We start from the raw sequence: 12,524 nt of genomic DNA on the forward strand, positions 1-12,524 counted from the left end.
ATTCAGTTTTACCCTGTTGACAAGATTCTATTTTTCTTAACTTGACACCAATGACGTGCGGGTGTTGCCGCCGGAATGAGAGTTTTAGGTTACACCGAGCAAAGTGAAGCTAATCTACTTGAGGCATCTGGAGCGCGTGTTTTTTATTCTATGCACCAACTGCCTTCTTTGTTGTCACACCATTAAACTTAATAATTATGAGTCTAATGTAAAAATTAACATTCTGAGCTATATAAAATATTTTCTCTCATTTAAACCTGCTATTACTGTTGAATGCCTTGACGAAACTCTCTAATAGCTTCCAAGGGAGAAGATAATAAAAGACAACGATTGAGCAGGGATAAATCTAATTCTCTAAATAACTCACTGTGAACAACTTTTTCATATTCTTGTTCTCGTAAGCAATAAACTTCAATTGTGCCATCTTCCCAAAACCAAACTTCTGGGACTCTCATTAATTTGTACTTCTGTAACTTTATGGGACTACCGCTAGTAATCACTACTTCAATGCACAAGTCTGGTACAGATTTGTCCGTTCCAAAGCAATAAGATAAATCTGCTTGATATTCAACTATCTTGGGAATAATCTGACTAAAACTACCACTGGGGAAAAATTCAATGCCTTTGACTTCAAAATAAGTAATCAATAATCCAGCAATTAAACACTTAATCACCTCATGAGGTTTACCAATACTCACTATTTCTAAGATTCCCTCACAATAAAACAGCCGCACCCCTGGTACATTTTCAAAGCTAGCTTGAATCGCTTTAAACTGTTCCCAACTTAACCCATGTCGAAAGAAGCGTTGTTCTTCTGGTAAGTTCACAGCATTTTCTAACGTTTGAGTCATAATATTTTTACTCTCTCAGTTAGTAGTCACAAAATTTATCTTATTTACATTTTAAGTCAAAACCAAATTATCCCGATGAATTACGGTTTCCGCACCGGCATATCCTAAAATTGTGGAAATTTCCCGCGAATGACGCCCACAAATCTTTTGCAATTCATTGCTGTTGTAATTCACAAGTCCTCTGGCAATTTCGTTACCGTTCGTGTCACACAATTGCACCGCATCTGGCGTGTCAAACTTTCCTTCTACCGTTTTAATTCCAGCTGCTAATAACGATTTTCCTGCTAGAGAAATTGCCGCGATCGCACCTTCATCTAAATACAATTTCCCCGCAGGTACAAGTCCGTAAGCTATCCAACGTTTACGCGCCGAAGTTGGTTCCGGTTGCGGTTCAAAATGCGTCCCAATCAATTCGCCTTGGATAATTTTTTCGATATTCCGGGGAAATCGCCCTTGGGTAATTACGGTACGCACTCCCGCTGCGATCGCAATCCTCGCAGCCGAAATTTTTGTCACCATCCCACCAGTACCCCACCGAGAACCTTGGGAACCTGTTTGTATTTGTAATTGAGTTAATTCCTTAATGCTACTCACTAAAGCGATCGGCCGCGCATCTGGCACAGAACGGGGATCGGCTGAGTACAACCGATCGACATCGGTGAGCAAAAATAGCCAATCTGCTTCTACTAAGCTGGCAACCAATGCCGAAAGGGTGTCATTATCACCAAATTTTAGTTCGTCTATTGCTACGGTATCATTTTCATTGACTATCGGGATCGCTCCCAGTCCTAATAGTTCCTGAAAAGTATTGTAGACATTGAGATAGCGGCTGCGCTGTACCAAGTCACTGCGAGTCAGTAATACTTGAGCAATTGGCTGTTGTAAAGTATTAAATAAATCATCGTATACCCGAATTAACCTACCTTGTCCAACTGCTGCTACAGCTTGTTTGAGTGCGATCGCCTTAGGACGTTCAGTTAAACCCAACCGCGCACAACCCACGCCGACAGCGCCAGAAGAAACCAAAATCACCCGATGTCCTTGGCGTTTTAAATCGCAGAGTGTTTCCGCCAATGTAGCGATGGTAGAAAGTGCTAATTGTCCCGTTTCTGGTTGAGTTAGGCTGGAAGTACCGATTTTGACAACAATTGTTAGTGGCATCTAAAAAGTGAGGAGTTAGGAGTTAGGAGTTAGGAGTTGAATTTAATTCATAACTCATAACTTCTAACTCCTAACTCAATTTGTAAAGCGCCAATCCCTCTATAGTGAAGGTTGACGCTTTACGGAAGTATATTTACTTAGTATGAGTTAGGGTCTTTTTTGGCTGACCCCATGTTATTAATACTTATGATCCCCGATTTTTTGGTTCCAGTAAGATTCCTTAATTATTTCTTTAGATTTACTTTCCTGACGATTTTTCAACTTTTGTGAATCTTCTTTTTCTTGGGTGTAATAGAGGCTCCCAAAATTTCAGATATCCAAACTTCAAAGTTGCGGACAGGATGAGAACGCAGAGCTGCGTCAGCATGAACAATCGGTTCCACTAAAATGGTAAACATTCCCAGACGATTACCTGCTAAAACATCGGTAAACAAGCGATCGCCTACCATTCCCACTTGATGCACTGGTAGATCCATTCCCCTCAGTGCGGCTCTAATTTTGCGTCGGGAAGGCTTGGCTGCACCTAAGTAGTAAGGTAAATTGAGCGATCGCGCAATTCCACCAATTCGCGCTTCACTCAGGTTGTTACTCACCAAGCACAGTGCAGTACAGGTACGGATTTGCTCTACCCACTCTTGTAGTTCTGGGGAAGCTATCCCGACTGTAAAAGGTACTAAAGTTTCATCTACATCCAATACCAGCCCTTTAAGCCCGTATTTTTGGATAATATCTGGTGTTAGGTTTAACACTGAACCCTCTAAAATCAAATCAGGCTGTAAAAGATTGTTCCAGAACATAGTCAACAGTCAAATGTAGATAGCTAAGACAAATGAGCATAACCCAATATAGTTTAGTTAGTCGAACTCCATCCTGGAATCTCTCCCTGAACATTTTGAGATAAAATCCCTAAAATCTTATCTATTTCTTTGATGTAATAATTACTCAAATCAATAAATATATCGTTTTCTTCTAACTTCAAAAACTTCCAAATATCGCCTGTTGTTACCGCACCATAAATTTTTCTGATTTCATTTCCTTCTTGTTGATTAAACAATTGGGCTGCCAACATTGCGGCTGCACATTGACCTAATCCACCTTTAATATTTTCGTTTTTGGCTTCAATAATAACCACCACTGGCACATTAATTGTTAGCTGCTCTTTAGAACGACTGATGATAAAGTCACAGTATCCATTCAGACCTTTTTCTGCATCTACATTAAAATCTGTTCCCGAAAATAAGCTAATTGGATAACTCGCTCTGCGTCTTATCTCCAACAATATTGGAGTGATAATCATTTCTGAACGAGCTTTTTCAGTATTAATTGCTAAAGCCAGTTCTGTAGTTTCTTCTAAAGAATTTTTGAGTTTCTCACTTGCTTCTAAAGGTTCTATGTCAGCACATAAATCAGTTTCTTCATCAATGCGGATGCTGAATGACTTTTTAAATTTACTTAATGTAAAATCGCTATAAGCCATTTTCAGCACCTTATACTAATTTGGTATTTTAGATAATGGAATTAAAAAATCCCTACCAAAATGCTTTTTTGAGGATCTTAAACAATACTAATTTTCCCAATTTAGTGTCAATGTTTCATTGCTTTTAACATTTAGTGGGACATAGTAAAAGATTTAAGTAAATTGTGATTTCAATGAAAAATTACCAATTAAAAAATTCAAAATGAAAATATTACATTTTGAATTTTTAATCTTATTCAACTTCATTAAAAAGATGTTCTTCTAACAGAGGTTGCACTTTCCGAAACTCCTCTGGAGAAAGTAATTCCGGTTCGCCTGTTTTTGTTATCCGTGCAAAAAACAACAGAGGGTCTAGGGGTGTATAAATTGCATACTCCTGATCTTCCTCATAAAAGCTAGCGAGTAGCTGTAATTGCTCAGGCTCTAAATCTGCCTCTTCGTCTTCGATTTCTAGGGTGAAGAGTTCTGATTCTTCCACTGGCGGTAAATCACCTGCAACAGTCAAAGCATAAGCTGTATTCTTCAGTACCAAGTTCTGCTCAGATAGTACAGCTTGGGCGTTAGCAAAAATTTGCTCAATGATGGTGTCATCTTCTACCAGAACCGCTTCTTCTTCCTCACCGTCACCTTCCCAAGAAAAAATTTCTACAGGTGAGTCTACAGGAAGGAGCAAAACGTATTCTTGTCCATCTACCTCTAGGGAATGCTCTATATAACAGTCGAGCGATCGCCCTTTATCATCGGTTAAAGTGATGGAACCCGCATGAGCGTTATCATTTTCTTCAGGAAATGGAGAGGAATACATAGCCGAAATGTAGAAATTTAATAAATACCAGCAAGTTTGAAAATCGCTTAACTATAGTTAATGACATATTATGTCAAACAAATAGCTTTATACGTAGATACAACTGCTGGCTAATCGTTTTCAGAATATCATGTTAAAAGGTATCAATATTCAATAGCCGCAACTGAACTGCGGGAGTTGGCACGCTTCAGATCCAACCATTGTTGCAAAATTAAAGCCGCTGCCTTGCGGTCAATCAAACCTTTATTGCGTGATGGAGAGCGGTTTTCAGCTATCAGCAGTTGCTCTGCTTGAAATGAAGTTAATCGCTCATCCATATATTCCACAGGCAAGTTTAGTGCTTTAGCAAGTCTTTTAGTAAATTTCTGAACTTGACGAGCCTGAAATCCTAGTGAGCCATCCATTGAATAAGGTAAGCCCATAACTAGAACTTGCACCTCACGTTCATTAACGATTTGTCGGATTTGCTCGACATCCTGCTCAAAAGATGTACGCTCAATTGTAGTGATACCCGTGGCAATTAAACCCGTGCGATCGCATCCAGCTACACCAATCCGCTTGCGACCAAAATCTAGTCCCAAGGCGGAAATAAACGGTTTTGGTTGCTCTTGGAATATCACACTACTTCTCCTGCTGTCCATCTGCTGATTCAGTAATCGGCGATGTTTCTATGCTAGGATTTTTTACCGGAAAGTTAATCGGTTCTGGCTTGATTGGCAGTGGTTTATCTGAGGATGGCAGCTTCCCTGGTTGTATCCATGACATCCCACCTGGTATAGGTTTACGAGTTGGTTGTAAACCTTGCAGCATATCAGTCCATTGGATTCCTTCTAAGGAGACGAATTTCGACTCTCGTAGCTTGTGCCACACAGAGCGAGACATCACTAATGTATGTTCTATGCGTTTTGCTCCAATTCGCTCCAAATATTCTTCTCGCTCCGCCTGATAGTCTGAAGAGGCTAATTGTAACCCTTGCTGGGGAAAATCTTGGGCAATACGAGCCAGTTGAGATAGTAATTCTGGATAAAGCCAGGTGTAAGCAGGATGAACTGTCAGCGTTGCAGCATGGGGAACTTCACCCTTGCGATCGAGTTGCACCTGAAAATAGCCGATCGCAGCTTTGCGTTGCGGTTCAAATACGTAACCACTGACTACTTCTGTTTTAGTCAGCCATTGCTTTACTGCATCAGTTAAAGCGCCAAACAAACTGGTTTTAAAGTCGCGGGTATTGCGGTCAAAAACCTGACGTACCAGAGGTGGCATCGATGCCGTATCTAGTTGATATAGCAACTGGGCATCAGCATTACTTATAGGCAAGAGGTTGGGCAAGTCTGGCTCTGCTTGTGCTAATTCAGCCAGTAATTCTGGCCCAATTTCCCAGTACGTCATTTCTGCTAGACGCTGGAATCCATTTTGCCGATATAGTGCCAGCGCCTCTATGTCATTGATATTAACTTCCAGTAGCCAAGTACGAGCTTCCAGAATCGATTCAAAGCAATGACGCAAAAGTTGCGAACCAATTCCTTGTTTATCGACACCACGCTCTAGCAACACTCGATCGATCCGCCAAGTGCTACGTGTGCGGTTAAAGGGTGACACTTGAATCATTCCTAAAAGTATCCGCCCTTGCTCTGCGACAAAAGCACAAAGGCGATACTGTAGCGGGTTAGGAAACCAACTTAAAAATTTGAGTAATCCATACCAGCGACGCAGCCTTTGCATCTGGCTGATGGCAAAACCTGCTCCCTTCGGAGTAAGGGCTGCGAATGACTCTTGAGTTATGCGCTCAATTCCGTCCAGATCCCGATATTGGACTGGTCGGATAATAACGCTGAGGTTTCTGGGAAGTAATGAAGTCATTTTTATTCGAGCCGCCATTTAGCCTTAACTAACTGCTCTTCAAAGGAAGGAACTGCTGCAATAATCTTAACTAGTTTCTGCTCTCTACTATTGTGCCAAAAGGGTGATTTTAGTAACTTAATACTTAAAAAGCAGAAAAAGCAGACCTTGTGAGAACACCATTGGCATTGACCCAACAACATCTGCCCTTATTTTATTTGAATTTTGATTAAAATTTGTATATATTTTATAACCCTTGCCGAGAAACTAGCTTTTCAAAGTGGGCTTGGGTTTGATGGAGTAATTGGTGGCGACTATCTACTAGTGTTTGCTTCAGGGTTGGAACAAGATTACGAGCTTGCAGAGTCATGTGAAGTTGCAGGTTGGCAACATATTCACTGAAATCTTGATTCATTTCATCTGCGCCCGCATCCGTTAATAAATTTGATTCCATTGCCACTGTGTTCTCCTGTGTTAATCCTGTGCTGTCTCTCTTCATGACCAAAAACTATCACGTTGTTTGGACTAACTTGTTAATTTGCAATGAAGTTTAACGCTTCTTAGGGATAGGGTGTCCCTTAAAATCTTAAACCAACACCACCTTGTACAGAGATAGCTGTACCACTGCTATCTCGGTAGGCATCAAAAGCAATAATGGCATTGCCAAAAAGGACAGTATTGCTATTTGGGATCATATAATCAATACCCGGTTGTAAAGCAAAACTTATTTTGTCGCCCACGGGAGAAGAATCACCACCACCAGCTAAAACTAATCCCGCACCCAGGTAGGCATCAGCTTGCCAGTTGAGGGGGATATCGTAAGAAACCGTTGGTACAACAGCCGTATTATTACCAATTAACACTTGAGCGCGGAGTGAAATTGGTGCTTCCAAAAGCTTGTAGCGCCCCGCGATTACTCCCCCCAATTGGATACCATCGGTAAAACCAACAGTGGGGCCGATACCAATATAACTGCCATAAGCTACTTGAGCTTGTGCTGGTTTCGTACTCACCAGACTCAAGACCAAACCAGCCCCCAAAACTGAAACCAAAGATGGAATATATTTCATAACCAACTCCTCACACCAATTAGTCATTAGTCATTGGGCATGGGGCATGGGGCATGGGGCATAGGTTATTCTCCTTGTCCCCTTTTCCCCTTGTCTCCTCATCCTCCCCTGCTCCCTGCTCCCTGCCCCCTGCTCCCTTTCTCATTCTACGGGCAACGGGGATGAATCCCTCCTTGAGTACAAATGTATGCTAATTGCTTGGCATCTAAATTTTTGGCTTGAGAAAAATCAACCCCTTGGACTACGGCAGATACTGAGCCTAAATCTGGAGTTTGGACAAATTGATCTGCTGGATCTTGTTTGCTAGGAGCGAGAATTGCTCCTTTAAAATCTGCTCCAGCAACATTTGCCCCACGTAAATCTGCAAGACTCAGGTCAGCATTTTGCAAGTTAACGTTTTCCATTTGGGCAGAACGTAAAACAGCACCAGTTAAACGAGTAGCGCTGAAGTTAGCATTGCTGAGGTTAGCACGATCCAAATAAGCTCCTGATAAATCTGCCCCTTGCCAATCAGTGTTAATTAAGTTGGCAAAAGATAATTGCGTGCCGATCGCAGTGGCGCGACCTAAACGCGCTGCATACAGATTGGCTTCGTTCAATTTGGCATCGCCTAAATCAGCCCCAGTCAAGCTAGCTTTTTCTAAAACTGCGTTTCGCAGATCGGCTCCTACTAGTTGGGTGCTGTTGAGTTTAGCATCATATAAACGCGCGTTGGATAAGTTGGCTCTGTTAAGAGTGGCACGACTCAAATCGATGCGGTTCATCAAGACGCGACTGAGGTTAGCATCAGTGAGATTAGCTTGCTGCAACTGAGCTTGGCTTAAATCAGCCATTATATCGTCGTAGGTATCCCAGCGTCCATCTTCACCCACACCCCGGAAGCGGCTACCCTTAAAGCTAGCTTGGTTAAGATTTGCAGATTTAAACCTAACTCCTGATAAATCAAGATTGTCCAGTACCAAGTTGAAGAAGGAACTTCCAGAAGTACCGCTTTGACCTAATTGGGTTCTACTAAGGTCAACACCGTCGAGTTTTTTACCACTGTAAACAGAGAGAATCTTGTTGATTGTTTGCTGGTTTCTTTGTAGCCGCCCTTGCCGTAATTGCCGCTCTTGGGTTGCAGTACTACCCACAGACTCCAGTTCACCCACCAAAAACTGATTCTTATTTTTCAGTTCCGGGATGGCTTGGGGCCCAACAGTTGTCAAAGCTTGTTGAATCGTATCCAAAAGGCTGGGGTTAGTTTCGCTAACTAATAAATCCGCCAGAAATTTAATCGACTGTGGATCATTAAGACCGCCTATAGCTAAAATTGCACTTTGGCGTTGCTCATTAGTCGCCCCAGAATTGGGATTCAATTGTTTGACAAGTTCGAGGAATTGTTGGCTGTTGATTTGCTTGGTTGCTCGCTGGGATTGTTGAATTTGGATATAAACTTGAGTGCCGATTAAAGTTGCCAGCACAGCAGTCATACTCGTCAGCCCTACCCCGAACAAAGTCAGATTGGGATTTTGCTGTATCCGCCGCCACAAATTAGGTGACTGGCTGGTTTGATCTGCCGCTAATTCTTCTCCCTCTTGCCATTCTGCTTCTTCATTACCGTCAGCAGACTGAGCTTGTCTGTTGCTAGCTAAGATTGCATCGATTGTATAAGTACCTGCGAGTCGATCGTGGAGTGCGCGACGCCCTTGACGTGACGGTAAGCCAATCCCTTCACCCACAATCATTAATAAAGACAAAAATGTGAATAATCCTAAATTGGGAAAAGCAAAGCTGTAGCGCCACAGTAGATAGGCAATGGAAATGGGTACTGTCCAACGTCCAACTCCTTCTCTGATCGCAACTGCCCCCAATCCGGGCGGCTTCCCTTGCTCGTTGACAACCCGCACTTTTAACCAACGTTTAGGAATTGTGCTACCAGTCTTAGCTAATAAATACAATTGCCACCAAGAGAGAGTTACAGGCGCTAACAAGGCGATTGTCCACAAAATATTAGTCGGCCATGCAACATTACGGATGCCATAGCTCACAGGTAGAGCTAAAGGTCTGGCGATCGCTCTTTCTGTGACTACCAGCACGGGGTTAAGCGGCACTCGGTTCAGATCGCTTCTAGAATTGGCATAGACACCAATGCCGAAGGGAATCAACCCACTAGTCACCACTAGTGTGATTTCAGCCGCCCAAGCAGCAAAACGCCTACTTCCTAGCAGTAGCGAATTGGCTCTTTCCGATTTTTTTGACTGACCAGATTGATTACTAGTTCTTCTGACAATTGGTGAGGTCATCGTATAATTTCCTTTGATATTATTTCTACGCCGCGATCGGCACAATTAAAATAGACTAAGCTCGTCAGCAAAAAGAAAAGCATATTGAAATAGGATTTAGGAGTTATGCAGCAGAATTTTGGAGTCTGAATGGGCTGCCCTAACAGAAATCAAATAGGCTTTATACCTAGTTTTGACACTTAGCTTGTGTACTTCAACTTCCTGGAAATCCTCTGTAAGTCAGAAGCCGTTTTTATTTCGGCTCCTGACTTTCATAACTTTGGGCAGAGTGCAAAGTAAATGCATATCAACTTATTGCTTACGTTGAAAGCTACCAGACACAAAAATTTTGTATCCAACATACACTAACACTGCCAAAAGTGCCAGACTGATTACAGATGCAACTAGTTTAAACACTGCTTGCAGTATCGCCAAGCCTACTAGCACCGTCACACCTGAAACTACCAGCTTTTTTGCCCCAGATAAGCTGTTGAACCAGATCTGAAATCGCTCTAGTTGCAGGTTGAAGCTGGCAAAAACAGACTGAGGCGTTTGTTTTTGTTCTTGTGAAACCACCCCAGGCGGGGAATTAATCTCTGCGTCTAGCTGATTGAGACGACGCTGTAAGTCTTCTTCTGGTTGAGGATTCATCAATCTTTCCTAACTCATTAGCATACTTATTCAACAATAGACTAACCAAATTCTATTTTTGGTGGTTGTCTTTGTGATTTTAGCTAATGTCTGTGCGTGCAAGACCTTTCAGACATCAATTCTAGAGACGTTGCAATGCAACCTCTCTACATACACCTATCAAATCTTCACAAAGAATCCTGAACTCACTAGTATTACTTTATACGGCAGCTTTTGGAACCAAGAGGAATTGCTCTCGTCTATATAGATCGGACTGTATAACAATATTGCTCTAAAAAAAATCTGGAGCATTAATTAAAATGAAGACTCTGAGGCTACTTGCAATTATTCCCACAGCTTTGGCGATGAGTTTGGCTTTCACTGAGGCTAATTCGGCACAGACACCGACAATTCAAATTGGTCGAAATTTCCAACCAGATCCACTGGTTTTGAAGGGAAAGTCTGGGGGAGCTGTCAAAAGTAATTGTGGCAATATTACCACTGAACCTAGTCAAGTTATCCAAGTTACAGAGTCACTACCTTATTTACGATTAACAGTAGAGAGTCAAGGAAAGCCAACACTCCTGCTCGACGGGCCTGGAGGGCGCTTTTGTGTACTAGCAGATAGTTACTCTGGAAGTAAGTCAGAACTTTCTGGTTATTGGCAGGCAGGAAAATACTCGCTGTATGTGGGCGAACTATCCCAGCAACAGTTTACTTACAACCTCTCAATCTCACAAAAAAATAAATAGTCATTAGTCATTAGCAAAGGACAAATGACTAATGACTATTCTTCCAGTGATTTAGCGGGAACTTCGACAGCAGTGACATCAATTGTGCCTTCTGGTGTGAAGCGCTGAAAATGACTATTTTGCACTAACAGTAATTCCTTACAGTTAGGACATTGCAACTGACTGTTATTTAAGCCTGTAAATTCATATCCACAAACGGGACATTGATCGGCAACCAAGTTGCGTTGCAGCCACCAACGAAAGCCAAAAAAAGCCACAATAGGTGTTAACAACAGCAACCCGAAAATAATTAGCAATGAATTAACTAACCAACCCAAGCCCACTGATGCCAGCAACCAAACAACTGCCAGCAGGGTGAGCCAAGGGCGGAGATTTAAAAGATTCAATTGAAATGACTTAAAGCTCATTTTTAATAAATTTCGTCCTGCTCTCCTTCTAGGATAGCGATTTTAGTCATTGGTCATTTGTCATTTGTCATTTGGACTCAAATGGACTTTATTACTGAGGATAGCAGCATTTTGTGTAAGTGCTGTTGAAAGGCATTTAAGCCAAACAGAGCGAGCGCCTGTTCTCGCAGCCACTCCCCATCACATCGCTGGTCATTCCCTTGAAGCATTTCTATACAAGCTGCTGCTACAGCATCAGGATTGCGGTGTGGGACTCGCCATCCCAGTTTACCATCTTGCAAGGGGTCAGCGGAACCATCATCGTCACCAGATAACACCGGCACTCCACAAGCCATTGCTTCTAGATAAACTATGCCAAAGCCTTCTTGTGAAGGCATGATATAGGCATCAGCAAGGCGGTAATGTTCCATTAATTGTTCTGTGGCAACGAAACCAGCAAATACAACGCGATCGCTCACACCTAAATCTTTTGCTAGCTGCGCCAATCGTGGTTGGTCATCGCCGCGACCTATTACCAAATATTTCACTTCTGGGAAAACTTCAGCGATTTGTGGTAATGCCCGAATGGTGACATCTACACCTTTGTAAATATCTCCTGACCATAACCGCGCTACTGTCATTAACACTTTCGCGCCACTTAAGCCATACTTCTGGATTAATTCTGGTTGTTTGGAGCCAGGAGTAAATTTATCCGCATCAATTGCACAAGGCATCATCTGTACCATGTTTGGGTTTAGACTATTGGCAACACAAGCGCGATCGCGGCTGTAGCGACTAATTGTCCAAATTCTCTCTGCTGATATCAGGGCACGACGTTCCTGATTTTTCAACGGTTCCCAGACTTCTTTGCCGTAAGTTAGCACGGTGTAAGGAATCCCCAAAGGCTGGCAAAGTGTTTGGATTAATACTGCTAAGTTAATGTGACCGCAGAAAACCTGCTGCGGACGGCTCTGCAACAGACATTTCAGTAAAGCTGCTGCCATTTGCAATCTCCCCAAATAGGGAGACTGATTTTTAAAGTAATGAAATTTTAAGTTTTCGTCTTCAAACGGATTTAAGCTATCAGCACTATCTCGCAGCAAAAATACTTCTGCTTTGTAGTCTTGACCCAATGCCAAATAGGCGCGAAAAATATCTTTTATATAGGATTGAATACCACCTTCATGAGCAAAAATTTCTAAAAACACGAAGATATGGTTAGTTTGTTTATTAACTTTATTACCTAAATTCAGGTTTTTTGTCACTGTAGTGATTTGCATCTTAGATTA

14 protein-coding genes are annotated in these 12,524 nt (G+C 42.1%); 1 reads left to right on the forward strand and 13 read right to left on the reverse strand.

Annotated elements, in window-relative coordinates:
* Window positions 1-263: 263 nt before the first annotated feature.
* The 11 genes from RMZ42_RS33200 to RMZ42_RS33250 all read right to left on the reverse strand — a co-directional run bounded on the left by RMZ42_RS33200 (window position 264) and on the right by RMZ42_RS33250 (window position 10,118).
* The gene (locus tag RMZ42_RS33200; RefSeq protein WP_322675424.1) at window positions 264-851 is read right to left on the reverse strand and encodes a Uma2 family endonuclease; all 588 of its coding nucleotides are present in this window, start codon (window positions 849-851) and stop codon (window positions 264-266) included.
* A gap of 51 nt (window positions 852-902) precedes the next feature.
* On the reverse strand, window positions 903-2,012 hold the full coding sequence (proB, locus tag RMZ42_RS33205) for a glutamate 5-kinase (protein ID WP_322675425.1): 1,110 nt from the start codon (window positions 2,010-2,012) through the stop codon (window positions 903-905).
* A 257-nt stretch (window positions 2,013-2,269) separates the two neighbouring features.
* The gene (locus RMZ42_RS33210; RefSeq protein ID WP_322675426.1) at window positions 2,270-2,809 is read right to left on the reverse strand and encodes a YqeG family HAD IIIA-type phosphatase; all 540 of its coding nucleotides are present in this window, start codon (window positions 2,807-2,809) and stop codon (window positions 2,270-2,272) included.
* A gap of 53 nt (window positions 2,810-2,862) precedes the next feature.
* On the reverse strand, window positions 2,863-3,489 hold the full coding sequence (locus tag RMZ42_RS33215; protein WP_322675427.1) for a hypothetical protein: 627 nt from the start codon (window positions 3,487-3,489) through the stop codon (window positions 2,863-2,865).
* A 232-nt stretch (window positions 3,490-3,721) separates the two neighbouring features.
* Complete coding sequence (locus RMZ42_RS33220; protein ID WP_322675428.1) at window positions 3,722-4,294, reverse strand: DUF3727 domain-containing protein; 573 nt, start codon at window positions 4,292-4,294, stop codon at window positions 3,722-3,724.
* 143 nt (window positions 4,295-4,437) lie between these two features.
* Window positions 4,438-4,914 carry a Holliday junction resolvase RuvX gene (gene ruvX, locus RMZ42_RS33225; RefSeq protein WP_416211850.1) on the reverse strand — a complete coding sequence of 159 codons (477 nt, stop codon included), beginning with the start codon at window positions 4,912-4,914 and terminating at the stop codon, window positions 4,438-4,440.
* Window position 4,915: 1 nt separating this feature from the next.
* Window positions 4,916-6,172, reverse strand: a complete 1,257-nt coding sequence (locus RMZ42_RS33230) for a GNAT family N-acetyltransferase (protein ID WP_322675430.1) — start codon at window positions 6,170-6,172, stop codon at window positions 4,916-4,918.
* A 208-nt stretch (window positions 6,173-6,380) separates the two neighbouring features.
* On the reverse strand, window positions 6,381-6,587 hold the full coding sequence (locus tag RMZ42_RS33235) for a hypothetical protein (RefSeq protein ID WP_104907762.1): 207 nt from the start codon (window positions 6,585-6,587) through the stop codon (window positions 6,381-6,383).
* A 124-nt stretch (window positions 6,588-6,711) separates the two neighbouring features.
* Window positions 6,712-7,203, reverse strand: coding sequence for a hypothetical protein (locus tag RMZ42_RS33240; protein ID WP_322675431.1), 492 nt, complete (start codon window positions 7,201-7,203; stop codon window positions 6,712-6,714).
* Window positions 7,204-7,349: 146 nt separating this feature from the next.
* A complete protein-coding gene (locus RMZ42_RS33245) occupies window positions 7,350-9,488 on the reverse strand; it encodes a pentapeptide repeat-containing protein (RefSeq protein WP_322675432.1) in 2,139 nt (712 codons plus the stop codon).
* A gap of 291 nt (window positions 9,489-9,779) precedes the next feature.
* Window positions 9,780-10,118 (reverse strand): hypothetical protein, encoded by a 339-nt coding sequence (locus RMZ42_RS33250; protein ID WP_322675433.1) that lies wholly within the window; start codon window positions 10,116-10,118, stop codon window positions 9,780-9,782.
* A 299-nt stretch (window positions 10,119-10,417) separates the two neighbouring features.
* Between RMZ42_RS33250 and RMZ42_RS33255 the strand changes: the two genes are divergently transcribed.
* Window positions 10,418-10,849, forward strand: a complete 432-nt coding sequence (locus tag RMZ42_RS33255; RefSeq protein WP_322675434.1) for a hypothetical protein — start codon at window positions 10,418-10,420, stop codon at window positions 10,847-10,849.
* Between the two features lie 35 nt (window positions 10,850-10,884).
* Here RMZ42_RS33255 and RMZ42_RS33260 read toward each other — a convergent pair whose 3' ends face one another.
* Window positions 10,885-11,256 carry a hypothetical protein gene (locus RMZ42_RS33260; RefSeq protein WP_322675435.1) on the reverse strand — a complete coding sequence of 124 codons (372 nt, stop codon included), beginning with the start codon at window positions 11,254-11,256 and terminating at the stop codon, window positions 10,885-10,887.
* A gap of 77 nt (window positions 11,257-11,333) precedes the next feature.
* Window positions 11,334-12,515 (reverse strand): glycosyltransferase, encoded by a 1,182-nt coding sequence (locus RMZ42_RS33265; protein ID WP_322675436.1) that lies wholly within the window; start codon window positions 12,513-12,515, stop codon window positions 11,334-11,336.
* Window positions 12,516-12,524 lie beyond the last annotated feature (9 nt).

It is taken from the genome of Nostoc sp. DedQUE05, assembly GCF_034530955.1.
GTDB lineage: Bacteria > Cyanobacteriota > Cyanobacteriia > Cyanobacteriales > Nostocaceae > Nostoc.

Excerpts from the sequence above, each read along its gene's own strand:
- RMZ42_RS33240 (WP_322675431.1), bottom strand. The coding sequence starts at position 7,203 with ATGAAATATATTCCATCTTTGGTTTCAGTTTTGGGGGCTGGTTTGGTC.
- RMZ42_RS33245 (WP_322675432.1), bottom strand. The coding sequence starts at position 9,488 with ATGACCTCACCAATTGTCAGAAGAACTAGTAATCAATCTGGTCAGTCA.
- proB (WP_322675425.1), bottom strand. The coding sequence starts at position 2,012 with ATGCCACTAACAATTGTTGTCAAAATCGGTACTTCCAGCCTAACTCAA.
- RMZ42_RS33260 (WP_322675435.1), bottom strand. The coding sequence starts at position 11,256 with ATGAGCTTTAAGTCATTTCAATTGAATCTTTTAAATCTCCGCCCTTGG.
- RMZ42_RS33265 (WP_322675436.1), bottom strand. The coding sequence starts at position 12,515 with ATGCAAATCACTACAGTGACAAAAAACCTGAATTTAGGTAATAAAGTT.
- RMZ42_RS33200 (WP_322675424.1), bottom strand. The coding sequence starts at position 851 with ATGACTCAAACGTTAGAAAATGCTGTGAACTTACCAGAAGAACAACGC.
- RMZ42_RS33215 (WP_322675427.1), bottom strand. The coding sequence starts at position 3,489 with ATGGCTTATAGCGATTTTACATTAAGTAAATTTAAAAAGTCATTCAGC.
- RMZ42_RS33235 (WP_104907762.1), bottom strand. The coding sequence starts at position 6,587 with ATGGAATCAAATTTATTAACGGATGCGGGCGCAGATGAAATGAATCAA.
- RMZ42_RS33220 (WP_322675428.1), bottom strand. The coding sequence starts at position 4,294 with ATGTATTCCTCTCCATTTCCTGAAGAAAATGATAACGCTCATGCGGGT.
- RMZ42_RS33230 (WP_322675430.1), bottom strand. The coding sequence starts at position 6,172 with ATGGCGGCTCGAATAAAAATGACTTCATTACTTCCCAGAAACCTCAGC.
- RMZ42_RS33210 (WP_322675426.1), bottom strand. The coding sequence starts at position 2,809 with ATGTTCTGGAACAATCTTTTACAGCCTGATTTGATTTTAGAGGGTTCA.
- RMZ42_RS33250 (WP_322675433.1), bottom strand. The coding sequence starts at position 10,118 with ATGAATCCTCAACCAGAAGAAGACTTACAGCGTCGTCTCAATCAGCTA.
- RMZ42_RS33255 (WP_322675434.1), top strand. The coding sequence starts at position 10,418 with ATGAAGACTCTGAGGCTACTTGCAATTATTCCCACAGCTTTGGCGATG.